Genomic DNA, 23,269 nt, shown 5'->3' on the forward strand with positions numbered 1-23,269 from the left:
CGCGGGGCACACACGGGGCTGAACGGTTTCGACTGCGTGTGTTGAGTTAGGGGAAGCGTGTCGGTGCAGGCAAGAGACCACCGTAAGCGTCGCTGCAAACCTATAAGCGCCGATTCCAATCAGCGCGACTACGCTCTCGCTGCCTAAGTAGCGAAGCGTGTCTGTCAGCCCGGGGTTGCCCTCGACCCGGTTCCTGGCATCAGCTAGAGGGCTTTACTGTTCGGCTCGGTCACGGAGTCGGATGGGACATCAAACAGTGACTGGGATCGTCATCCTGGCTTGTTCGCGAGACTGGGAGATCCAAGTAGAGACTTAGCGAACTGCACACGGAGAAGCCCTAGCGATTCAACGTAGGACCCGGGTTCAATTCCCGGCAGCTCCACAACAGGTCGGGCCGGAGAGCACACGCTCTCCGGCCCGACCTTTTTGCTGCCTTTTTGCTGCTGTCTTGCTGCGGCACGCTGCCGTGTGGCCCGGGTCTTCTTGCGATCAGGAGCCGAAGAATCCCAGGTCGACCGAGCCGACGAAGCCGGGAGCTTCCTTGGCCAGCGGCTTGCCGTCCAGATCGGCAGGCAATGCAACGCCCAGGCTCTTGAGGATTGTCGGGGTGATGTCGGCGATCGTGTACGAGTCTCTGTTCTTACCGGCCGCGTATCCCGCGCCGCGTGCTATGACGAATGTCGTTGCTTCCGCGGGTGTCTGACCGCCGTGCCCACCGGCGGGCTTGTGCCCGTGATCCGCAGTGACCAGTACAGTCCACTTCTCGCCGGTCTTTGCTGCGCGCTGATCGACGGCATCGACAATCTTGCCCACCTGAGCATCGACCGAGGCGATGGACTCTTCGTACGCAGCGCCGTTGGTGCCGCCGCTATGTCCCGCGCCGTCCACCTGATCGAGTTGGGTGAAGATCAGGTCAGGTCCCTTGTCTGTGATGTCGCGGGCGACGGCGTCTGCCGTCGCAGCGTCGGTGGCCGCTCCGGAACCTGCATCGGCCGTGGTGACGACAACGTCGGCTTTCGGTGTCCCACTGGAGGCGATGTTGTCGATGCCGCCCCAGGTGGAGATCGATTCGGTGAGGAGGGAGGGCTTTGCTGTTTCCAGTCGGGTGAAGACGCTCGGGTAGAGGTCGAAGCGGGCGCCCGCGTACGTGTTGTCCTTGACTCCGTGCTTGGTATCCCAGACTCCGGTCAGGATGGTCGACCACGACGGTCCGGAGATGGTGGTGTGGCCGAGGATGGAAGATTCTCCGCTGGTTCCTTCGGCGATCAGCTTCTGGAGGCGGGGAGCGTCGGCGGTCTTGATGTGGCTGAGCATAGTGCCGTCGAGGCCGATGACAACTGTCTTCTCGGCGGCCGACGGATTGAGGTCGGACGATCCGGGAATTGCTGCAGCAGTTGCAGTTCCGGCAGCAACAGCGCCGGCGAGGAGGAGTGTGATAGCGGCTGAGGTGCGTGCGATTTTCTTGGTCACGCTAAGCATCTTGCGATAGGACTAGACCAATTGCACTACCAGGATGTGAGGGTTGTCCTGTTGTTCACGGCAGATTCAGATTGGACTAGACCAATGTTTCCTCAGGCGGCCCAACCGTCGAGGATGACGCTGACCGCGTGATCGAGGTGAAGGGGCTCGCCGTCCCATCTTGGGATGATCGCGTCGTCGGGTATGTCTCCGCGCAGTAGGCCATCAGCGAATCCCTCGGTCGGTGGTGCTGGGTCGATGACGTCACCATTGGCGTAAAGGAACTCGAACTTCTGCTCGCCGAGAGCAGTGATCGTGAACTGGCCGTCATGCAGCGCGCGGTGGCAGGTGCCGCACAGCATGATCAGATTGTCCAAGTCCGTATTTCCGCCGCGTCCCCAGAATTTCACGTGATGTGCGTGTAAGAAGCGAGTCCGCCCGCAACCCGGTGTGCGGCAACATCCGTCGCGGTAATTCAATGCCAGCATTTGTTTGGCGCTGACGACGCGGGTCCTTCGGCCCAGATTCAAAACGCATCCCTCCTTTGTCGTTCCCAGGCGAAGTTTCGCGTTGCAGAGCACTTCCTCGGCGGCACTTTGGGGGAGTGCGGGTCCACTCGGTACACGGACGGTGTTCGCTTCGTGGAAGAACACAACTTCGTTCGCGGCGGCCTTGGACGTGCGGTCTGTGACTGCGGCGGTGGCGAGCTCTGCCATCGCGACGAGTCCTGGTCCGATATTTCCGGCCGGGTTCTCTGTAGCCTTCTCGTCGACAGGGCGGATGGCAGCGGTTCGGGTGCGTTCACGTTCCGCCGCCGCCAATGCTGCGAGGATTCGGGCGCCGTCCTGTGCGGGCAGGCGTCCTTTGATGACAAACTCGCCCGTATCCGAGTCCCAATGCCAGCGGACCTGAAGATGTTCGGGCGCTTTGCTTTTGCCGGATTCATTGTCGGTTGCATTACGCAGACCTGCGGCGAGACGATCGATCTGGGCTGCGGGCGCCTCGCATCCGAACCGAACCATCTGCTGTTCGTTTGACGGCGTGGTGACCCGGGTGAGTGCGCGAACCTTCGAGTAGGACAGCCGGCCTTGCTCGAAGGCCTTCCGCATCTCGGGCAAAGGTCGGAGCGCTTTGGCGACGCGAACATATTCCCTGCCGGTGTGCAGGCTCATTCCACATTTCCACGACAGCCAGTGGGCGCATGAATGCAGTCCAGGGCCGGACCAGCCGCGGTCTTCGTCGAACTTCGACAGGAGGGTGAGGAATCGAGCCGTGGCCGCCGCGATCTGGCCGGCGAGAGCGCAGATTTCGGAGCCGAGTTGCTCTACGTCGCTTCGGGTGGAATCCGGCGTTTCTTCATTGATCGGTGCCGCGGTATCGGTCAGTTCTGCGGTATCGGTCAGTGCTGCGTTCATCGTTGCCCCCCGGCGCGTGTCCGACAATGTTTCGAATGTACGTTCGATAATAGATGCCAGTACCGACACACATCCGTGGATGAGGACGGAAAGCGTCCCCGCGGGGACGTCTAACCGCTGCCGATCGAGTACTCGGCGTAGGTACCGACATCCTCGAAGCCGACGTTTCGATAGAGCTGTGCGCCGTCGCTGGACGCTTGAAGTACAGCGGTTCGGGCACCTCGCTCGCGGGCGATGTCGAGTGCGGCAAGGGTGACCGCCGAGCCGAATCCGCGTCGGCGCGCCGTTTCGAGTGTGACGACCCCATACAGTCCGGCGACGTCGGCGGCAAAATGGACCTCGGCTCCGGCGACAGGCTGGGAGTTCGCGTATCCCACGACAAACGAACTCCGCGAGCGCTCATCGAGGATGTCATCGGCGGTGTCTTCGAAGAAACCTATTACTGCGGTTGAGGGCGGCGACCAATTGGCGGCCATCACGGCGGCATAGTCGGCGAGCTGCGAACGAGTCGTCACTCGCTGAACGCACAGTTCTGCGACAGGCGTTGGGCGTGGGACGACGTCCAAGTCTGCCGTCATTGCTCTTTCTTCCTCGGAGCGCACGCAGCCGAGGGCTGACAAGCGAGCGCCGAGGTCAGAGGGCTTGTCGCGCGGACCCGTCCACCAGGAGAACGGACGACCGGTTGCTCGAAGCCACGCGAGTACGTCGAGTAGTCGTCGGTCTTCTTCCGGGCCTTCAGCAGCAGGTACAGCGAAGCGCGCACCAGCGATGATGTTGAAAGTGTCGTCGGTGAGGCCGCTGTCTGCGACGACAACATCTGCAGAGACCGTGACCGATCCCGTCGGCAAGTGTTCATGCAGGTGGCAGGCATGGGATACCAAGTTGGCGTCCATGGCGTCGAGGACATCGCCGACGAGTGCTTCACGATTCACAAAAGAAATTCTACGAACCCCATCCAAATGGTTTTCGGCTCCGAATGCCGTGTATGACGCCCAACCGACGGCAACAGCAGGACGGTGACCAGCACCTGGTGGTGCTAGTGCTGCCTGGAGGAAAGGTATCGAGCCATCGCCCGGCTCGCGCCTGGCATCTGTCCAACCTTCGGATGTGCCCGTTCACCGCTCAGCTTCGCCTCTCCGGTGTGAAAGCGGTGCAGGCTCGCTATCGAGTTCGAGGTTGGAACGGTGCCGAGCGCAGTCCGGTCGCCGACGCCCGCGCCGCACTCGACGCGATAACGAAACGTAATTCACAAGCTCAGGTGATCCTGCTGGGGCACTCGATGGGCGGACGGGTCGCCGCCGAACTGTGTGGCGATCCGGCGGTGGTCGGTGTGGTCGCGCTGGCGCCGTGGTGGCCCGATGGAACGTCGGTGAATCTGCGTTCGGACACACCACTGTCAGTCCTTCACGGCACGGCTGACTCCTGGACCGATCCGGAGGTGTCGCGGCGAAAGGTCGACGAACTGCAGGCGTCGGGTAAGAGCGCTGAATGGATCGGCATCGACGGCGCAGGCCACTTCATGCTCCGTCGGGCGGCGACTTGGCATCGCCTCGTCGCGGATGCAATCGCAGGAATGAGTCGCGGGGTAGCCGCAACAAAGATGGGAGAACGACGATGAGTTCCGACAAGCGCAAGGTGGCCGTCGTCGGTAGTGGTGTCGCAGGTCTGACAGCGGCGTGGGTGCTCAGTAAGGACAGTGACGTCACCCTCTACGAAGCGGATTCACGGCTCGGCGGGCACGCGGACACCCATTCGGTCACCGACCCGGAAGGGCGAAGCCTCGCCATCGACACGGGGTTCATCGTCCACAACGATCGTACCTATCCGACATTGTTGCGATTGTTCGCAGAACTCGATGTGCCTACGCAGGAATCCGATATGAGCATGTCGGTCAGGTGTGGGGGGTGCGGGCTCGAGTACTCGGGAGGCCAAGGGTTGCGCGGCGTTCTCCCGACGCCGGGGCTGCTGGTGAACGGCAGTTTTCTGTCGATGCTGATGGAGGTCAAGCGCTTCCATCGCCGTGCCCGCGCATTGCTCGACAACACGGATCCGTCGGCACCTGACCAGACGCTGGGAGTGTTTCTGCTCAGCGGCCGGTTCTCCGACTACTTCACCGCTCACTTCATGACTCCGCTCGTGTCGGCAGTCTGGTCGTGTGATCCCGGCTCGGCCCTGAAATATCCCGCGCGGTACCTGTTCTCGTTCCTCGATCACCACGGAATGCTGAGCGTCACTGGATCGCCCACCTGGCGAACAGTCACCGGTGGATCGGGCGAATACGTTCGTCTCGTCGCCAAAAGTATCGGGGATATCCGCCTCAACACGCCGGTGCGCGCAATCCACCGGTTCGATGATCGCGTCGACATTCGTGACGGCGACGACCAGATCCAGACCTTCGACGCAGCCGTGGTCGCAACGCATCCGCAGCAAGCGCTGAAGATTTTGGCGGATCCGACGCCTGTCGAATCCCAGGTCCTCGGCGCAATGCCGTACTCCGTCAACCACACCCAGCTTCACACCGACGAGAATGTGCTGCCCGGCAACACCAATGCGCGCGCGTCGTGGAACTACTACATCCCTGAATGCAACGCGAAGCCGGATCACGTTCTGGTCAGCTACGACATGACGAGGTTGCAGCGGCTCCCGGAGACCGGCCGGCGCTACCTGGTGACCTTGGGGGGAGGCGAAATGGTGTCCCCGGACTCGGTGATCGATCAGATGACCTACGAGCATCCGCAGTACACACCCACCTCCGTCGCCGCTCAAGCGCGGCTTCCCGAGTTGGACTCGGACGTGCTCGCGTTTGCCGGTGCGTACCACGGATGGGGCTTCCACGAGGACGGTGCACTCTCTGGCCTGCGCGCCGCCGAACGCGTCGGAGGTCGGTGGCCGTGACCGCACCCATCACGCCGTCCATCGTTCATACGAGCATTCGGCACGTTCGAACGGAGCCGTTGCACAACGAGTTCGAGTACCGAAGCTACAGTTGGCTCGTCGACGTCGACGATTTGCCCGAGCTTCCGAAGGCTTTGCGGCCCTTGGCGAAGTTCGACGCCGGGGATCACCTCGGCGACCCCACTCGATCGATTCGTGCCAACGTCGAGACTTTTCTGGCAACCAACGGATTGGAGTTCGCCGGCGGTCGCATCCTCATGCTTGCGAACGCGCGTGTGTTCGGCCAGGTGTTCAACCCGCTGAGTGTGTTCTGGTGTCTGAACGACGACGGCAGACAGCGGTGCGTCGTTGCCGAGGTTCACAACACCTACGGCGAGCGGCACTGCTACCTGCTCGAAACCGACGAACGTGGCGCGGTTCGCACGTCCAAAGAGTTCTACGTATCTCCGTTCAACGATCTGGACGGCGAGTACCGGATGCGACTTCCGCTACCCGACACCGCGCTCGCGCTCTCGATAGTTCTGGCCCGTGACGGCAAGGCGCCCTTCGTGGCCACGGTCTCCGGTCGTTGTGTGCCGGCGACGACGCGCGAGATCGTGCGCAGTGCGCTCGCCATCCCGCTGGCTCCGCTCCGAGTCGCCGCGCAGATCAGATTTCAAGGAATCCGGCTGTGGGCCAGGCGCTTACCCATCGTTCCCCGACCGCAACATCACCCGCAGGAGGCAGTGCAATGACCACAACCACTCTCGGCACCGAACCTTCCGCTCACACGATCGAAACCGAGCGGTGGCCGGGCGTCGCCACCGTGCCGAGCGGGCTCAAAGTGCGGGTTGCATCACCGGTTGCCCGCGCCCTGTTCCACAAGGCGGTCGCACGTTTGCCGCTGCGTGTCCAGATGCCCAACGGTGAGTTCTCCGGTGGCGGTAGCCCCGATTCGCCGTTGATGGTCATTCACCGCCCAGACGACTTCGCTGCTCGTGTGGGGGACAGTGGTTTGATCGGATTCGGCGAGTCTTACATGGCGGGCGATTGGGAAGCATCCGACCTCACTGCGGTCCTGGAAGTCTTCGCCTCCCGCGTGGCGACGCTCATTCCCGACTTCCTGCAGCGGCTACGAGGCCTCTACATTCCGAAGCAGCCTCGCAGTGAACGGAATTCGACGCAGAACACGCGCTCGAACATCTCCCGGCACTACGACCTCTCGAACGAGATGTTCGAACTGTTCCTCGACGACACCATGACGTATTCCAGTGCCCTCTTCGAGGATCTGTCGGTAGGGGCGACCCCGTCGTGGGACGTGTTCGCAGCGGCGCAGCATCGGAAGATCGATCGACTGCTGGATGGCGCAGGTGTCGGACCCGGTTCGCGAGTGCTCGAAATCGGCACAGGCTGGGGAGAATTGGCGATCCGAGCTGCCCAACGGGGAGCGACGGTGCGCTCGGTGACACTTTCGGTCGAACAGCAGGAATTGGCAGCGAAGCGGATAAGCGCTGCGGGATTGGCAGATCGCGTTCAGGTCGACCTTCTCGACTATCGGCAGGTACAGGGGGAGTACGACGCCGTTGTGTCGGTCGAGATGATCGAGGCCGTCGGCCACCAGTACTGGGGAAGCTACTTCCAGACGATCGACGCCCTGCTGGCGCCGGGTGGGCGCGCGGCGATCCAAGCCATCACGATGCCGCACGATCGAATGCTCGCGACCCGCAACACCTACACCTGGGTGCACAAGTACATCTTCCCCGGCGGATTTCTCCCGTCGGTGCGGGCGATCGAGGACGTCACCGAGCGCATGACAACCCTGCGGGTGCGTGAGCGGATGTCGATGGGCGATCACTACGCGCAGACGTTGCGACTGTGGGACGAGCGATTCAGCGCTCGCACCGACGAGGCGTCCGCGCTCGGGTTCGACGCAGTGTTCGCGCGCATGTGGCATTTCTATCTCTGCTACTCAGAGGCGGGGTTTCGGTCGGGGTATCTCGACGTCCAGCAAATTGTTCTCGATCGGAGGAACCAGCGATGACCGCCACGATGGATCGAACGGCACAAGGTACCGGCGTTGCGGGTCGTCTCTCGGACATCCTCAGTCCACTTGTCGGCGGCGAACTTCCGGTGCGGTTGACTGCATGGGACGGCAGCACAGCAGGTCCGGAAGATGCTCCGAAAGTGACGCTCTACAGCCCGAATGTGCTGCGACGCTTGCTCTGGAATCCCGGCGAGTTGGGGGCTGCGCAGGCGTATGTTCTCGGTGAACTCGACGTCGAGGGCGATCTAGGCGATGCACTCACACACGTGTGGAAGGTGTCTGCCGAGCGGAGGCTCGGGTCGATTACCCCGACACCGTCGCTCGTCTTGGCCGCGGTCAAGGCTGCGCGATCCTTCGGTGCTTTCGGGAGACCTTTGGCTCCGCCGGCGTCGCAGGCTCAGGTGAAGGGGCGCCTGCACAGCCTCGCCCGCGACCGCGAGGCGATCGGGCACCACTACGATTTGTCGAACGATTTCTACCAATTGATCCTCGATGAGAACATGGCGTACTCCTCGGGCTATTGGACTTCCGATGCACCGGACTACACGCTCGAAGACTCACAGACAGACAAGCTGGACCTGGTGTGCCGCAAGGTCGGTCTCGATCGAGCGCGAGGCTTGCGGTTTCTCGATGTCGGCTGTGGTTGGGGCTCGCTCAGCCTGCATGCAGCGCGGGAGTACGGCGCCAGGGTTGTCGGAATCACGATCTCGGCGGAGCAGAAGGCTTTTGTCGACGCGAAGGTCCGCGCGCTCGGTTTGGAAGACTGGGTCGAGATTCGCCTCCAAGATTATCGAGAGATTCCAGACGGTCCCTTCGATGCGGTCGCTTCCATCGAGATGGGTGAGCACGTCGGTGAGGACAACTATCCGACCTACGTGAAAGCGCTCCACGACAATGTTATTGCCGGTGGCCGTGTGCTGATTCAGCAGATGTCCCGCACTGGCCCGCACCCCGGGGGAGGTCCGTTCATCGAGTCGTTCATCGCGCCGGACATGTACATGCGGCCCGTCGGTCGCACTGTTGCGATGATCGAGGAAGGTGGACTCGAAGTGCGGGACGTCCACGCCCTGCGTGAGCACTACGTGCGGACCGTCGACGCGTGGATCGAGACCTTCGAATCGAACTGGGATCGCGTCGTGGATCTCGTGGGTGTCGAAGTCGCCCGGGTGTGGCGTCTCTACCTCGTCGGCGGAGGAATGGCATTTCGGGATGGCAGGATGGGCGTCGATCAGATTCTGTCGGTCCGGCCGCACGGTGATGGTCGATCGGGTATGGAACCGGTACGGCCGCAGTGGGTGTCGCGGCGATGAACGGATTCGACTGGGGCGCGTTCGGAGTGGTCACACTCACGAGTCTGCTGGCGATCGCCGTCGGAATGGCGGTGACAGCCACGATCGGTGTACGGATCGGGCGCCACAACGTTGTCGACGTGTCATGGGGCGCTGGCTTCGTTCTGATCGCGCTCGTGTCCGCGATAGTGGGAACCGGCGACCTCTGGCGCCGGTTGCTGATGCTTGCGCTCGTGGCGATCTGGGGTCTGCGGTTGGCGACGCACATGGCGATTCGATCGCGTGGCAAAGGTGAAGACCCGCGGTACGAAGAAATGCTCGGACGAGCGACGGGTAATCGAACGCTGTATGCGATCCGCAAGATCTATCTCACGCAGGGGATTTCGTTGTGGTTCGTCTCCCTGCCGATCCAGGTCGCAGCAGTGTCGAACGGCAGCTTCGGACTTCTTGTCGTACTCGGAATCGCGCTGTGGATTGTCGGCGTCACGTTCGAGACGGTCGGCGACCGACAGATGGAGGAGTTCAAATCCGATCCGGGCAGCCGTGGCCACATCATGGATCAAGGTTTGTGGGCATGGACGCGGCATCCCAACTATTTCGGCGACGCGTGTGTCTGGTGGGGGATCTTCCTCGTCTCGGCGTCCGTGTGGCCGGGGGTGTTGACCGTCCTCTCACCGATCGCCATGACCTACTTCCTGGTCTTCGCCACCGGAGCGCGGTTGCTCGAGCGACACATGGAACAGCGTCCGGGCTATCGCGAGTATCAGCAGCGGACAAGTTACTTCATTCCTCGCCCGCCGAAAGCCCGCTCCGGGACGTAGGCTCTTTCGGGTGAGGCCAGAGCATGGGTGATCTGAAACTGCCGGCTGCGGTATGCGCGGTTGCCGTCGGCGGAGGGTTGGGCGCGCTCAGCCGCTACGGTCTGGGGGAGCTCTTTCCCCACATCTGGACGACTCTGGTCATCAACGTCGTCGGCTCGTTCGTTCTCGGTGTTCTCGCGGCCTTGCTCGTGCACAACAAGGTTGGGTACCTCTTTCTCGGCACGGGCTTCTGCGGCGGCTTCACCACCTTCTCGTCCTTCGCGGTTCACGCCGTGACGGAGAGTCCGTGGCGATCGATTCTCTATGTTCTCGGGACGTTGATTCCCGCGATCCTCGCTGCAGCACTGGGCAAAGGGCTCGGTGAACGCTGGATCCGCGCGCGGGACGGAGCGTCGGCATGACAGTTCTCCTGGTGGCGCTCGGCGGCGGCGCTGGTGCGAGTGGCCGGTACCTGTTGGCGCGGTATGTGCCCGCGTACAAGGGATTTCCGGCTGCGACGTTCGCCGCGAACGTGATCGGCTGCTTCCTCCTTGGATTGTTCACCGGGGCAGCTTTTTCCACCGAGATGGCCGCACTTCTGGCGACCGGCTTCTGCGGCGGCTTGTCCACCTATTCGACCTTCGCGACCGAGAACGTCGGGATGATCGAGAGGCGCCAGACGGCGCTTTCTCTGATCTACATCGTCCTCAGTCTGATCGTGGGACTGTCCGCTGCGTGGTTGGGAATCCAGATCACGGATTGACGGATCCGGCGCCGAGCGTGCACGCCACGCGGCCAGGGTAGACAATTGTCCACAGTCGCGTCGACACAGTGGTCGACCACCGGGCCGAGGGGGATTCGTGGCGCACGAACGAGCAGGACAAGTGGCTCTGCCAGAGGATCTGATCAATGTTCCTCATCTGGTCACCGCGTATTACACGCGCACTCCGGATCCCGAGAACCCGATGCAGCAGGTACTTTTCGGCACTTCAGGACATCGCGGTTCCAGTCTCGACTCGGCGTTCAACGAAGCTCATATCCTGGCGACAACCCAGGCGATCGTCGAGTACCGCGCTTCGCAGGGAATCGACGGCCCGCTGTTCATCGGCCGGGACACACATGCGCTCTCGGAGCCTGCCTGGCTGTCGGCCTTGGAGGTCCTGGTCGCCAACGACGTCGTCGTCCTCGTCGATTCACGCGACGCCTACACTCCCACCCCGGCTGTCAGTCACGCGATCTTGCGATACAACTCGACGGGCCCGGAGGCAAAGGCCGACGGCATCGTCGTGACACCGTCACACAATCCGCCGCGTGACGGTGGCTTCAAATACAACCCGCCGCACGGTGGGCCCGCGGACACGGATGCGACGTCGGTTATCGCCGATCGAGCGAACGAGCTTCTGCGCAAGGGGCTTTCCGGGGTACGGCGTGTGACGGCGGCACAAGCGCTGGACCGCGTCGAACGCTACGACTTCCTCCGCTACTACGTCGAAGACCTCCCCAGTGTCCTCAACCTCGACGCGATCCGCGATGCCGGAATCAGGATCGGTGCAGACCCCCTCGGCGGGGCAAGCGTCGATTACTGGGGCGCGATCGCCGAAACTCATCGACTGGACCTCGAAGTGGTGAATCCACTCGTCGATCCGACCTGGCGGTTCATGACGCTCGATACGGACGGCAAGATCCGCATGGACTGCTCGTCGCCCGACGCGATGGCGTCGCTGATCGGGATTCGGGATCGCTACGACATCGCGACCGGAAACGATGCGGACTCCGACCGCCACGGCATCGTCACTCCCGACGGCGGTTTGATGAACCCGAATCACTATCTAGCCGTTGCCATCGAGTACCTGTTCGCGAACCGGCCAGGTTGGGGCGCAGACACCAAGGTCGGCAAGACACTCGTGAGTTCCTCGATGATCGACCGTGTCGTGAGCAGCCTGGGCCGCGAATTGCTCGAGGTTCCGGTCGGGTTCAAGTGGTTCGTTCCAGGATTGCTCGACGGGTCCGTGGGATTCGGCGGCGAGGAAAGCGCCGGCGCGTCCTTCCTCCGACACGACGGTTCCGTCTGGACGACGGACAAGGACGGCATCATCCTTGCGTTGCTCGCGTCGGAAATCACCGCGGTGACGGGAAAGTCTCCGTCAGCGCACTACGCCGCGTTGGCCGAAAAGTTCGGGAGCCCGGTGTACGCACGGATCGATGCGCCCGCGACACGCGCACAGAAGGCAGTCTTGGCAAAATTGTCTCCCGACCAGGTGAGTGCGACCGAGCTGGCGGGTGAACCGATCACCGCGACACTGACTGCCGCGCCCGGAAACGGCGCGGCGATCGGTGGTCTCAAGGTGACGACGGAGAACGCGTGGTTTGCAGCGAGGCCGTCCGGCACGGAGGACGTGTACAAGATCTATGCCGAGTCGATGAAGGGCGCCGATCATCTGGCTCAGGTTCAGGCAGCGGCCAAGGACTTGGTGTCCGGCGTCTTGAAGGCGAACTAGCCCGCGGACCGCTCAGGTCGCCCGGCTAGAATTCCGGGCGACATGAAAACTCGTGCAGCCAAGCTGCCACCGGAAATTTGGGTACTGGTCGCCGCCAGCTTCGTCATCGCCCTCGGATTCGGGTTGGTCGCCCCGGCACTACCTCAGTTCGCACGCAGCTTCGACGTATCGGTCACCGCCGCCACGATCGTGATCTCGTCTTTCGCTTTCATGCGGTTGGTGTTCGCGCCGATGAGCGGCACTTTGGTACAGAAACTCGGTGAGCGGCCGGTCTACATCGTCGGCCTTCTCATCGTCGCGGTCTCGACCGGTGCGTGCGCTTTCGCGGGGGAGTACTGGCAACTTCTGCTGTTCCGGTCGTTGGGCGGCATCGGGTCGACCATGTTCACGGTGTCGGCCCTCGGGCTGATCATTCGCATGTCACCGTCGGACAGTCGCGGCCGCGTGTCGGGTCTGTACGCGACAAGCTTTCTCATGGGATCGATCGGCGGCCCGCTGGTCGGCGGAGCGCTGTTGCAGTTCGGTCTGCGGATGCCGTTCATCATCTACGCAATTGCGTTGGTGATCGCCGCGCTCGTTGTCTTCGTGAGCCTGCGTGGATCTCATTTGGCGTCACCGGACAAGGCTGTCGATGTGAAGTCGATGACTCTCACAGAAGGCCTCCAGTCTCCGGTGTACCGGGCAGCGCTCAGATCGAACCTCGCCTTCGGTGGCGTGATCTTCGGAGTTCGCGTTGCCATGGTTCCCCTGTTCGTCGTCGAGTTCCTCGGCCGAGACCCCTCGATTGCGGCCTACGCCCTGACGATCTTCGCCGTCGGCAATGCGTTGGTGTTGATCGTCTCCGGACGACTCTCGGACCGCTTCGGACGCAAGCCCTTTGTCGTGAGCGGCCTACTCATCTGCGGTCTGGGAACCATCGCAATGGGATTCACCGACAACCTCGTGGTGTTCTTCGCCATTGCCGCAGTGACTGGTGTCGGCTCCGGCCTCATGAGTCCGGCCCAGCAGGCCGCGGTTGCCGATGTTGTCGGTTCGACGGCCCGAGGTGGACCCGTTCTGGCGGTATTCCAGATGATGTCCGACATCGGTGGGGTAGTGGCGCCGATTTGTGCCGGGCTGATCGCCCAACATGTTTCGTACTCGGCGGCCTTCGCAGTGATGGGAGCCGTCGTTGTCGTGTCGGCGACGGGGTGGCTGTTCGTCCCGTCGCGAACGAAGCCTGTCGAATCCGTTGTAGAAGATCTGACTGATGTGACGGTGCTAACGGATACTCCTGCGCGGACAAACCTGGACTGACCGGGCATTCTGTACTCTCGATCGGGTGGCAATTCGCATCGTGAGTCTTGTGGCCCGATTGGGTTTGGCGGCCGTCTGGCTGATTTCCGGGGGACTCAAGTTCTTTGATCCCGTTCAGACGAAGATCGCGGTGCGCGCCTATCAGCTGTTGCCCGAGTCGCTGGTGGGTCCGGTGGCGACGGCTCTTCCCCTGGTCGAAATAGTCCTGGGCCTGCTGATCCTCGTCGGGTTGGCGGTGCGAGCATCCGCTGCAGTCTCGGTGGTCATCCTCACGGTTCTCATTGCGGTGATCATTTCGGTGTGGGCCAGGGGATTGTCCATCGACTGCGGATGTTTCGGCGGCGGAGGTGCAGCCGACGTCGGCGCTTGGGACTATTCGAAGGAGATTCTCCGCGACCTGGGCTTCTTGGCACTTGCCGTCTGGCTGCTCGTGTTCCCGCGTTCGCCACTCGCATTGGGGCCCGGATCACGCGCGGCGTTCTCAGTGGATACTCAGTCTTCAGTGGCAAGGTAAGCAATCGGTAAATCGTTTCGACGCACGAAGGACTGCATCAGCGTGAGCACCAAGAGCAGCAAGAACAAATACTCGCCGGAACCGGTCTCGAGCCGCTCCACCTACATCATCGGTGGCCTCGCGGTGCTCGTGATCGCGGCCCTCGTCATCGGCGGTGTCTTGTGGACGAACAGCAAGAACAAGCCCCAGAACGACGGCTACGGCTCCGTGCAGAGTTCCGAAGTTGCCGTCACGGTGCAGGACAACGGAGTGGTGCTGCTCGGCAAGCCCTCTGCCGCGACAACCATTGATCTCTTCGAGGATCCGCTGTGCCCGGCCTGTGCTGCTCTCGAACACCTCAGTGGCCAGGCTCTCGCGGCCGCTGTCGACAACGGTGACGTCGCCGTGCGATACCACATGCTGAACTTCCTCAACCGGGCGTCGGGCAGCGGTGACTACTCCACACGGGCCGGCGCTGCGCTCCTGTGCGTTGCTCAGGGCGGCGACGCGATCGCGTACTCCGCATTCCACAACAAGCTTTTCGCGACCGACACGCAGCCGGCCGAGGGCGGCAGCAGCGACCACACCAACGACGACCTCGCCCAGATCGCTCGTGATGCGGGCGCATCCGAGGACGTGGCAACCTGCATCTCTTCCGGTACCAACGTCGAAGCCGCCGCGGCCAATGCCGCAGCCGCCAGCCAGGCGCTCAAGGATGTCGGGTCGAACGGGACGCCCACGGTTGTGGCGAACGGCAAGATCGTTGACACAGGCAGCAGCGACTGGGTTTCCAAGCTCTCCTCTTGAGCTGGAGCGGCCGCTTCGACAAGGAGCGGCCGCTTCGCTCTGACCAGGCGATTTGTTGCCCACGAGTCAAGTGGTGTAACTTTCTTCCAGCAAGCGGAAAGCAGAACAGCCGCTGCGAGTTCGACTGTTAGAGCGAACTGAATACGGGGCTATGGCGCAGCTGGTAGCGCACCACACTGGCAGTGTGGGGGTCAGGGGTTCGAGTCCCCTTAGCTCCACCCGAACAAATGCTCTGCACCAATCGGTGCAGAGCATTTGTTGTTTTCGAGCCAGTGTTGTGTTGTCGACCCTGTGTTATTCGAGTCTCTATTGCATGCAGCACAGTTCTGCCTAGATGTGTCGACCGCCATAACGCCAGGGCGTCAATGTTCAATAACGTCCGCGATGAGGCCTGATCATCCCGTGCATTCTCAGCATGGGGACCGTTGGCGGAACGGAGAACCATGAGTGCACACGTGGTGATAATCGGGGCAGGATATGCGGGCGTCATGGCAGCGAAGCGACTGCTGAGAACTCGGTCGGACATCACGGTGACCGTCGTGAATCCGCGCCCACACTTCGTGCAAAGAATCAGGCTCCATCAGATGATCGCGGCTGGCTACGACGCGACGGTCTCGTTCGACAGGGCGCTACCGCGTGCGGCACACCGAGTCTTCGGAGAGGTGACGACGATCGAGGCGGGGCTCGGCAGGCTTACCCTCGACGACGGCAGTGTGCTCGACTACGACTATCTGGTCTACGCAGTCGGAAGTGGGCAGTTACCCAGCACTATCGGCGGGGCGGCGGAGCACGGGTTCAGCGTCTCCGAATTCGAGGACGCGGTTCGCCTCGAATCCAGACTGGCGACACTCGACGGGAAGGCTACGGTCTGTGTTGTCGGCGGCGGTCTCACCGGAATCGAGACTGCCGCAGAATTGGCTGAGCAGCGAAGCAGCCGAATCACTTTGGTGACCGGAGGAATCGTGGCCCCGGATCTGTCAGAGCGTGCGCGATCTGCAATTCTCAGAACATTGACCGATCTTGGGGTCGACATCGTCACCGAATCCCGGGTGACGCGGATCGACGGTTCGTCCTGCGAGCTTGCGGGAGGCGCACGGGTGGAGGCAGATTGCACGATTCTCGCGACAGAATTCGGGGTCCCCGATCTGGCGCGCCGAAGTGGCCTTCCCGTCGACGGTCTCGGTCGTCTGAAGGTCGACGACCGACTCGAATGCTCGTCCCACCCCAACATCGTCGGTGCGGGTGATGCGGTCGCAGTCGGTGATCTTTCACTGAGGATGAGTTGTCAGGCCGCGATTCCCTTGGGAGTCCATGCGGCCGAGACGATCCTGCATCGACTCGAAGGTTCCGCGCCGCGCCCGGTGGCTCCGAAGTTCGCAGGCCGGTGCATCAGTCTCGGGAGGCGGCGAGGTGTGTTCCAGCGGACCACTCGTGTCGACAACGCAACGGGCATGTTCGTCGCAGGCAGGGCGGGTGCGTTCGTCAAGGAACGAGTGTGTTCGTCGACGACCGACTGGGCCCTCACTCCGCGCCGCTCTTTCTTCTACAGCTGGACATGAGGAGCGCTGGTCACGCTCGATCACAGACTCGATCGATGATCGCCGCAGTCTTGCGGACGTACGGTTGGCGGACGACGTCTTCGTGGCACGCGTCGACGTCGTCGAAATCCAGTGAGCCCGTGGCAATGAGTGACCAGATCTCGCGTCCACGGTTGTTGGTGGCTCCACGGATCACGGTGACGGGCGCGGCGCATGCTCGTATCCGATGCTTCCGGAGCGCCTGGCCTCCGATGTAGAGGAACACGGTCCACTGGGTGGCCGGCGGGTACTGCAGAATGCCGGCGAACAGCGTGCGGATCCACATGGCCGCGACGGTGCGTCTGGTCGGCTTCCAGCGGGCATTGGTGGATGGTTGTGGTGCAAGGTCGACGATCGACGGATCCAAAGTGATGCCCGCTCGACCAGCCAGTCGTGCGGCAGCCTCGGTGGAGATTCTGGTGTCGAGAACGGTGACGTGTTCGACGGTGTCACCTGACTCGGACAGCTGTGTCGCCATTTCCAGCGCCACGTAGCCGCCGTACGAGTATCCGGCGAGGAGGTATGGCCCGGTGGGCTGAATCTTCTTGATTTCGAAAATGAAACGGCGGGCGCTTGCTTTCACCGACCGGTCGGGTAGTCCGCGAGATTCGAAGCCGTGTGGCTGAAGTGCGTAAACCGGCCGATCGGTGTGAAGCGCTTTCGACAAGGTGGACAGGGTCGTCGATGGGCACCCCGCTCCGTTCATGATGAACAGCGGTCGCCCGGACCCTTCGAGCTTCAACGGAACCATCGTGTTGTGACAGACGCGATCATCGGGATCGATTCTGCGCCGATTTACCAGCGCTGCAAGGTCTTTGACGGTACTGGCGGCCGCGAACTCCGCTGCCGTGATCCGGATCCGGAACATGTCGTGAATCTTTGCCACCACTTCGGTTGAAGCAAGCGAGTCGCCGCCGAGTTCGAAGAAGTCGTCCCCACGGTCGATGGAGTCGATGCCGAGAATCGACTCCCAGATCGAGGACAACCACAATTCGGCGGGCCCGGCGAGAGTCGGTGAAGTGGACCGCACCTCGACGGAGGGCAGCGCTGTTCGATCGACCTTTCCTCTTTCGTTGCGGGGCAACGCCGGCATCAGAACAAAATGTCGGGGGAGCATCCAGGCCGGCAGATATGTCGCCAGTTCGCGCCGCATCTCGGCGCCCGACCGTGCCATCACGGTGTTGGTCAGGACCACGTAGGCGACAATCTCCGGTCGATCGTTCTCGAGGACGACGGCCACGAAAACATCAGCGACGCCGGGAATTCGACGAATATGCGACTCGACTTCCATCGGTTCCACCAGGTAGCCCCGAATCTTGACGGCGTCGTCGACGCGTCCCCGAAGTTGCAGTTCTCCGCGTTCGTCGATGCGGCCCCGGTCACCGGTCCGGTAGATGCTCACTCCGTCGCCCAGGCGCGTGAATCTTGCCGCAGTGCGATCCGGGTCGCCGTGGTATCCGTCGGCAAGATCACTCGAGACAACCTGAATCTCGCCGATCTCTCCGTCGGGGAGAGGCACGCCGTTCACATCGACGATCTGTACGTCCTTGCCGTCGCGAGCACGTCCGGCCGGTACCACTCCGACGGGTAGTTCGGAATGTGGTGGGAACGCGTTGTACGCGACGACACCGGTCTCGGTGGTGGCCAGCCAGTTGACGTACGTGACGCGAGCGAAGCCGTGACTGCGATGGCGCGCGTAGTCCTCGCCGTGAACTGCTTCCCCGTACGTTACGACGACGCGTAGGGAACCGATCGAATCATCATTTGCTGCATCGCAATCGAGATCCGACCACGCCCGCAGAAAGGACGGCGCACAGTGCGTGGTCGTGATCGAATTCTCGATCAGCCAGTCGTCGATTCCCGAGACGCCGTCGATACGTGGATCCCAGCAGAAGACCGTGACTCCGTTCATGAGCCCCATGATCAGGGCCGTGATTCCGGCTCCGAAACTGACGGGCAACAGGTTCCCGATGTGATCATCGGGTCGCAGGTCGATTGCTGCGGCGAGTTCGTCGGCCTTGTTCAGGCACATGGAGTGGCTCAACACGACTCCCTTGGGTGCCCCGCTGGTGCCTGACGTGAACGCGATCATGGCAGGGTCGGAACTCGATGGTTCCAACGCGCTGTCGAATCTGAAGCCCGTCGCAGCAGACTCGTCGAGTATCGACTGCAGCGGGACTGCACCCGAGGTGCTCATGATGTGCGCTCGGCGGGCCTCGGGGAGTTGTGGGTCGATCATGACCAAGGGCCGACCGGAAATCAGAGTGGCGAGGATGGCGGGCACCGACTCGGCCGTTGGTTCGAGATCGACCGCAACCGGGCGTGCCCCGTGTGACCCACGTAGGCGAAGTTCGCGGACCAATGCGTCGGTCCGGAGTTCGAGTTCGGCGAAAGTGATCCGGTCGCGCGGAGTCACGACGGCAACGGCGTCGTGCTGCATAGAGGTGACTCGGCGCCACCTCGACTCGATCGTCTCGTCGATGACTGCATAGCGAGTGCGTTCTAGACCTAAGTCGACAACCTTCATCACAGTAGCTCCGTCCGACTTTCAGCTATCTTTTAGCAAAGACTACATAAGGTTTGTTAAGTAGGTCCATAACAAACCAAAAGTAGTTTTACATACCGCCCCATCCTCCAGTCCGCCAGCTCCGAATGCCTTGAGGAACCAATGCCGATCGAGCGTTGTACAGACGAGGAGCAGTGACATGAAGTGGTCGGGGCGAAGTGCGATTGCGATTGCGGGAGTGTGTGCCGCAGCGACGATGTTTTCGGGAACCGCGCAGGCGAGCCCACTCTGGGTACCCTTGCAGCCGGTGGCGAACCTGGACGTCGCGCGCTACGTAGGGGAATGGAACCAGGTGGCGGCGATTCCTCAGCCCTTCAACCTCGCGTGCGCGAAGGACACCCGGGCGAGTTACGGGATCGTCGATTCGTCGAACGTGAGCGTGAAGAACACGTGTACGACGTGGACCGGTCAAGCCAACGAGATCGTCGGGAATGCCCGAGTTACCGATCCAGCAACGGGTGCCCAGTTGCATGTGAGCTTCCCCGGGGTGCCCTCACAGGAAAGCTTGGACGGCCCACCCAACTACATCGTCACCTACATTGCCGACGACTATTCGTGGGCACTGGTGGGCGATCCGCTCAGGCTTTCCGGGTTCGTGCTCTCACGGTCGGCGGTCATCGACGCGGCAGGCTGGAGTGAGATCCGCCGGGTCGCCGAATCCCGTGGATACAACGCATGCACGATCCTGACGTCACCGACCACCGAGGGCACGTCGGACATCCGTCCGCTCTGCACGGTGTGAGTCTGCTGTCAGCGTGAACCTTCCGGAGCCACACTCCACTACGATCACTGATCGGTACGTGTGGTTTCGGAAGGTTGTGTGGTGGCGAAGAAGCAGATTCCCGTAATAGTCGTCGCAGGCTTTCTCGGTTCGGGCAAGACGACGCTGCTCAACCATCTTCTGCGTAACAACGACGGTGTACGCATCGGCGTGATCGTCAACGACTTCGGATCCGTCAACATCGACTCGATGATGGTCGCCGGTCAGGTCGATTCGATGGTCTCTCTCAGCAACGGCTGTTTGTGCTGCGCTGTCGACGTCTCGGACATGGACGAGATGCTGAACAAGTTGGCGCACCGGCAGTCCGGGATCGACGTGATCGTCATCGAGGCCAGCGGGCTTGCCGAGCCGCGGAACATGATTCGACTCGTCCTCGGAAGTGAGAACCCGTCTGTCGTCTACGGCGGCCTGGTGGTCCTGGTCGACGGAGCCAATTTCTCCACCGTTCGCCGCGAACATCCCGAGCTCGATCAACATGTCCGCCTGGCAGACCTGGTGGTAGTCAACAAGATCGACAGCGTTCCGGTCGCCGAACGCGAGCGATTCACGGCCGAAATTCGTAAGTTGAATCCGCGAGCGCCGATGGTGGAAACCTCGCACTCGCGGATAGACCCCGCTCTGTTGTTCGATACCGGCGAGGTGACCCCTCCGGCTCCGGGCGATCAACTGAGCCTCGACGAGCTCCTGCGCGACGGGCACGACGACGATCACGAGGACGGCTCGTGTCACCACGATCACCTGCACCACCGCTACGAATCGGTTGATTTCGCATCGGAGACGCCTCTCGATGCCAGGGCTCTGACGCACTTTCTCGAGAATCAGCCGTCGGGTGTTTACCGCATCAAGGGCTTCGTGAACTTCGAGATTCCGGGCTACACAGGAAAATTCGAGATCCAATCGGTGGGTGATCATGTCCGGATCACGCCGCTGCGATGGAAGTCGGGCGAACCTCGAACCACGCAACTGGTCGTGATCGGTACCGGGATGGATTCGGGGGCGGTCGGCAGCGCGCTCCGCGCCTGCGTGCGCGAAGAAACGGTCGAACCGCACCCCGACGCCATGCTGGGATTGCACCGCTATACCGTCGGGGCGTGAGTGAATCAGCTGTATCCGTGTACGAAGCGATTCGGCGACGGCGAGACGTTCGCGCCGAGTTCTCGGGAGAGATCGTCCCCGACGAAACTCTGATGCGCATTCTCGACGCCGCCCATCGCGCGCCGAGCGTGGGAAACACGCAGCCGTGGGATTTTGTCGTCGTTCGTAATCCGGAGACGCTCGACACCTTCGCGGCACACGTCGCCGATGCCCGGGTGAAATTCGCGCAGTCCTTGCCCGAGGATCGCCGCTCGACGTTCGACCCCATCAAGATCGAGGGAATCGCCGAGAGTGGTACCGGCATCGTCGTCACTTACGACCCGTCGCGCGGTGGCCCGAACATCCTCGGCCGTCATACCGTCGACGACACCGGGCTGTTCTCGGCGGTGCTGGCAATTCAGAATTTGTGGCTCGCCGCGGTAGCCGAGGAGATCGGCATCGGCTGGGTTTCGTTCTACGACGAGAAGTACCTCACCGAACTCATGGGCATTCCGTCACCCGTTCGCCCCATTGCGTGGCTGTGCGTCGGGAAGGTGACCGAGTTTCAACAGGTTCCGGATCTCGAACGCTTCGGATGGCGACAGCGCCGGCCATTGGCCGACGCTGTCCATTACGAAACCTATTGAGTTGTACCGGGCGGTGTTGCGCGCGGGGCGGCGGTGTGGCCTAGCGTGCGGGACGGCCACCGGTGGAGCCTGCGGTGCGAGCGCCGCCGCCGGTGCGGGGACGGCGAGCGCCACCACCGGCATGTTCCTGACGGGCAGCTCCGCCGGTGCGAGCACCGCGTGACTGACCGCCCTGTCCGGAGCGAGCCTGACCCGAACGTGCTGCGCCGCCGCGTCCACCCTGGCCGGCGGGACGCTGTCCGCGTCCACCGTGGGGCTGGGCAGGAGCCTTCGGAGCCGGCGTGACGTGCGGTGCGATGTCGCCGACCAACTTGACGACGTGCTCGGAGTTGGCAGTCGAACGGACCGGGGTCACCTTGATGGCTGCCTTGCGCATGAGGATCGCAAGATCCTTACGCTGCTCGGGCAGAACCACGGTGACCACGTCGCCGGCGCTGCCTGCGCGAGCGGTGCGACCACTGCGGTGCAGGTAAGCCTTGTGCTCGGCCGGCGGATCGACGTGGACGACCAACTCGACGTCGTCGACGTGGACGCCACGCGCTGCGACGTCGGTGGCGACGAGGACGCGCGCTTCACCGGCGGAGAATGCCGCCAGGTTACGGTCGCGAGCAGCCTGCGAGAGGTTGCCGTGAAGGTCAACGGACGGGATGCCCGACTCGGTGAGCTGGCGAGCCAACTTGCGAGCCTGGTGCTTGGTGCGCATGAACAGGATGCGACGACCGGTACCGGAAGCGAGCTTCTCGACCAGAGCCTTCTTGGCTTCGACGCCGTCGACGTCGAACACGTGGTGCGTCATTGCGGCGACGGGGGAGTTGGCCTCGTCGACCGAATGCATGACCTCGTTCTTGAGGAAACGCTTGACGAGCTTGTCGACGCCGTTGTCCAGCGTTGCCGAGAACAGTAGACGCTGCCCGTCCTGCGGGGTGGACGAGAGGATGCGGGTGACGACGGGCAGGAAGCCGAGGTCGGCCATGTGGTCGGCCTCGTCGAGCACGGTGATCTCGACGGCGTCGAGACTGACGAACTTCTGCTTCATGAGGTCTTCGAGGCGACCGGGGCAGGCGACGACGATGTCGACTCCGGCCTTGAGAGCCTGAACCTGGCGGTGCTGCGAGACACCACCGAAGATCGTGGTCACGCGCAAGTCGTATGCGGCGGCCAACGGTTCGAGGGTTGCGGTGATCTGGGTGGCGAGCTCACGCGTCGGTGCGAGCACCAGGCCGAGCGGTCGACCCGGACGACGCTTTCCTCCGGACAGTTCGCCGGCGAGGCGGGAGACCATGGGGATGGAGAACGCGAGGGTCTTGCCGCTTCCGGTCTTTCCGCGGCCCAGTACGTCGCGCCCCGAGAGAGTGTCGGGGAGGGTGTCGATCTGGATCGGGAACGGAGAAGTGATTCCGCCGTCTTCGAGAGCTTTCACCAGCGGTGCGCGCACACCGAGGGCTGCGAAGGTGGTAGCGGGCGTAGAGATGTCAGACAAGTGTGTTCAGAGCCTTTCGGGCACGTGTTCGTGCCCGGATGCCGACACGGGAATTAACCGGTCGAACAATCAAGCACAGTGGTGGCGGCGCTGCCGGTCGGCAGGCTTCTTCGCCGTAAGAAGAGCGGGTGCATTGAGCACTCAGCAAGAAAATTTGCGTTCTACGACGC

At 62.5% G+C, this 23,269-nt stretch carries 21 protein-coding genes, 1 tRNA gene and 1 other RNA gene; 18 read left to right on the forward strand and 5 right to left on the reverse strand.

Annotated elements, in window-relative coordinates:
• Positions 1-14 precede the first annotated feature (14 nt).
• Positions 15-385, forward strand: a transfer-messenger RNA (tmRNA) gene (gene ssrA / locus G9U53_RS02005).
• Positions 386-489: 104 nt separating this feature from the next.
• Here ssrA and G9U53_RS02010 read toward each other — a convergent pair.
• From G9U53_RS02010 to G9U53_RS02020, 3 genes are all read right to left on the reverse strand, one after another.
• Positions 490-1,470 (reverse strand): alkaline phosphatase family protein, encoded by a 981-nt coding sequence (locus G9U53_RS02010; RefSeq protein WP_064688964.1) that lies wholly within the window; start codon positions 1,468-1,470, stop codon positions 490-492.
• A 101-nt stretch (positions 1,471-1,571) separates the two neighbouring features.
• The gene (locus tag G9U53_RS02015; protein WP_165638269.1) at positions 1,572-2,873 is read right to left on the reverse strand and encodes an HNH endonuclease signature motif containing protein; all 1,302 of its coding nucleotides are present in this window, start codon (positions 2,871-2,873) and stop codon (positions 1,572-1,574) included.
• A 110-nt stretch (positions 2,874-2,983) separates the two neighbouring features.
• Positions 2,984-3,805, reverse strand: coding sequence for a GNAT family N-acetyltransferase (locus G9U53_RS02020; RefSeq protein WP_198174633.1), 822 nt, complete (start codon positions 3,803-3,805; stop codon positions 2,984-2,986).
• A 53-nt stretch (positions 3,806-3,858) separates the two neighbouring features.
• On the opposite strand from G9U53_RS02020, the gene G9U53_RS02025 reads away from it, so the two are divergent.
• From G9U53_RS02025 to G9U53_RS02090, 14 genes are all read left to right on the forward strand, one after another.
• Positions 3,859-4,491, forward strand: a complete 633-nt coding sequence (locus G9U53_RS02025) for an alpha/beta fold hydrolase (protein ID WP_063316608.1) — start codon at positions 3,859-3,861, stop codon at positions 4,489-4,491.
• A complete protein-coding gene (locus tag G9U53_RS02030; RefSeq protein ID WP_165638270.1) occupies positions 4,488-5,768 on the forward strand; it encodes an FAD-dependent oxidoreductase in 1,281 nt (426 codons plus the stop codon). The genes G9U53_RS02025 and G9U53_RS02030 overlap by 4 nt, the downstream gene beginning before the upstream one ends.
• Complete coding sequence (locus tag G9U53_RS02035; RefSeq protein WP_165638271.1) at positions 5,759-6,502, forward strand: DUF1365 domain-containing protein; 744 nt, start codon at positions 5,759-5,761, stop codon at positions 6,500-6,502. The genes G9U53_RS02030 and G9U53_RS02035 overlap by 10 nt, the downstream gene beginning before the upstream one ends.
• On the forward strand, positions 6,499-7,788 hold the full coding sequence (locus tag G9U53_RS02040) for a cyclopropane-fatty-acyl-phospholipid synthase family protein (protein WP_007731299.1): 1,290 nt from the start codon (positions 6,499-6,501) through the stop codon (positions 7,786-7,788). Before G9U53_RS02035 ends, G9U53_RS02040 begins: the two co-directional genes overlap by 4 nt.
• A complete protein-coding gene (locus tag G9U53_RS02045) occupies positions 7,785-9,101 on the forward strand; it encodes a class I SAM-dependent methyltransferase (RefSeq protein WP_165638272.1) in 1,317 nt (438 codons plus the stop codon). The genes G9U53_RS02040 and G9U53_RS02045 overlap by 4 nt, the downstream gene beginning before the upstream one ends.
• Entirely contained in the window at positions 9,098-9,901 is an 804-nt protein-coding gene (locus G9U53_RS02050; protein WP_037130102.1) for a DUF1295 domain-containing protein, read from the forward strand. Before G9U53_RS02045 ends, G9U53_RS02050 begins: the two co-directional genes overlap by 4 nt.
• 23 nt (positions 9,902-9,924) lie before the next feature.
• Complete coding sequence (locus tag G9U53_RS02055) at positions 9,925-10,302, forward strand: CrcB family protein (protein ID WP_007731302.1); 378 nt, start codon at positions 9,925-9,927, stop codon at positions 10,300-10,302.
• A complete protein-coding gene (crcB, locus tag G9U53_RS02060) occupies positions 10,299-10,643 on the forward strand; it encodes a fluoride efflux transporter CrcB (protein ID WP_165638273.1) in 345 nt (114 codons plus the stop codon). The genes G9U53_RS02055 and crcB overlap by 4 nt, the downstream gene beginning before the upstream one ends.
• A 97-nt stretch (positions 10,644-10,740) precedes the next feature.
• Positions 10,741-12,378, forward strand: coding sequence for a phosphoglucomutase (alpha-D-glucose-1,6-bisphosphate-dependent) (gene pgm / locus G9U53_RS02065; protein ID WP_165638274.1), 1,638 nt, complete (start codon positions 10,741-10,743; stop codon positions 12,376-12,378).
• Between the two features lie 42 nt (positions 12,379-12,420).
• A complete protein-coding gene (locus tag G9U53_RS02070) occupies positions 12,421-13,674 on the forward strand; it encodes an MFS transporter (RefSeq protein ID WP_165638275.1) in 1,254 nt (417 codons plus the stop codon).
• Positions 13,675-13,699: 25 nt separating this feature from the next.
• Positions 13,700-14,188: a MauE/DoxX family redox-associated membrane protein gene (locus tag G9U53_RS02075; RefSeq protein ID WP_003942318.1), complete on the forward strand. Its 489-nt coding sequence runs from the start codon at positions 13,700-13,702 to the stop codon at positions 14,186-14,188.
• 42 nt (positions 14,189-14,230) lie between these two features.
• Positions 14,231-14,974 (forward strand): DsbA family protein, encoded by a 744-nt coding sequence (locus tag G9U53_RS02080; protein WP_007731305.1) that lies wholly within the window; start codon positions 14,231-14,233, stop codon positions 14,972-14,974.
• Between the two features lie 145 nt (positions 14,975-15,119).
• Positions 15,120-15,192, forward strand: a tRNA-Ala gene (locus G9U53_RS02085).
• Positions 15,193-15,417: 225 nt separating this feature from the next.
• A complete protein-coding gene (locus G9U53_RS02090; protein ID WP_165638276.1) occupies positions 15,418-16,533 on the forward strand; it encodes an FAD-dependent oxidoreductase in 1,116 nt (371 codons plus the stop codon).
• Positions 16,534-16,543: 10 nt separating this feature from the next.
• Here the strand turns inward: G9U53_RS02090 and G9U53_RS02095 are convergent, their stop codons facing one another.
• Positions 16,544-19,078 carry an alpha/beta fold hydrolase gene (locus G9U53_RS02095; RefSeq protein WP_165638277.1) on the reverse strand — a complete coding sequence of 845 codons (2,535 nt, stop codon included), beginning with the start codon at positions 19,076-19,078 and terminating at the stop codon, positions 16,544-16,546.
• Between the two features lie 178 nt (positions 19,079-19,256).
• Here G9U53_RS02095 and G9U53_RS02100 point away from each other — a divergent pair, with 178 nt between their 5' ends.
• The 3 genes from G9U53_RS02100 to bluB all read left to right on the forward strand — a co-directional run bounded on the left by G9U53_RS02100 (position 19,257) and on the right by bluB (position 21,619).
• The gene (locus tag G9U53_RS02100; RefSeq protein ID WP_165638278.1) at positions 19,257-19,859 is read left to right on the forward strand and encodes a lipocalin family protein; all 603 of its coding nucleotides are present in this window, start codon (positions 19,257-19,259) and stop codon (positions 19,857-19,859) included.
• 81 nt (positions 19,860-19,940) lie between these two features.
• Entirely contained in the window at positions 19,941-20,993 is a 1,053-nt protein-coding gene (locus G9U53_RS02105) for a GTP-binding protein (RefSeq protein WP_070162203.1), read from the forward strand.
• Positions 20,990-21,619, forward strand: coding sequence for a 5,6-dimethylbenzimidazole synthase (gene bluB / locus G9U53_RS02110; RefSeq protein ID WP_007731309.1), 630 nt, complete (start codon positions 20,990-20,992; stop codon positions 21,617-21,619). The genes G9U53_RS02105 and bluB overlap by 4 nt, the downstream gene beginning before the upstream one ends.
• A gap of 40 nt (positions 21,620-21,659) precedes the next feature.
• Here the strand turns inward: bluB and G9U53_RS02115 are convergent, their stop codons facing one another.
• Positions 21,660-23,099, reverse strand: coding sequence for a DEAD/DEAH box helicase (locus tag G9U53_RS02115; RefSeq protein ID WP_165638279.1), 1,440 nt, complete (start codon positions 23,097-23,099; stop codon positions 21,660-21,662).
• Between the last annotated feature and the right edge of the window lie 170 nt (positions 23,100-23,269).

The sequence above is a fragment of the Rhodococcus sp. D-46 genome (genome assembly GCF_011290655.1).
GTDB lineage: Bacteria > Actinomycetota > Actinomycetes > Mycobacteriales > Mycobacteriaceae > Rhodococcus_F > Rhodococcus_F qingshengii.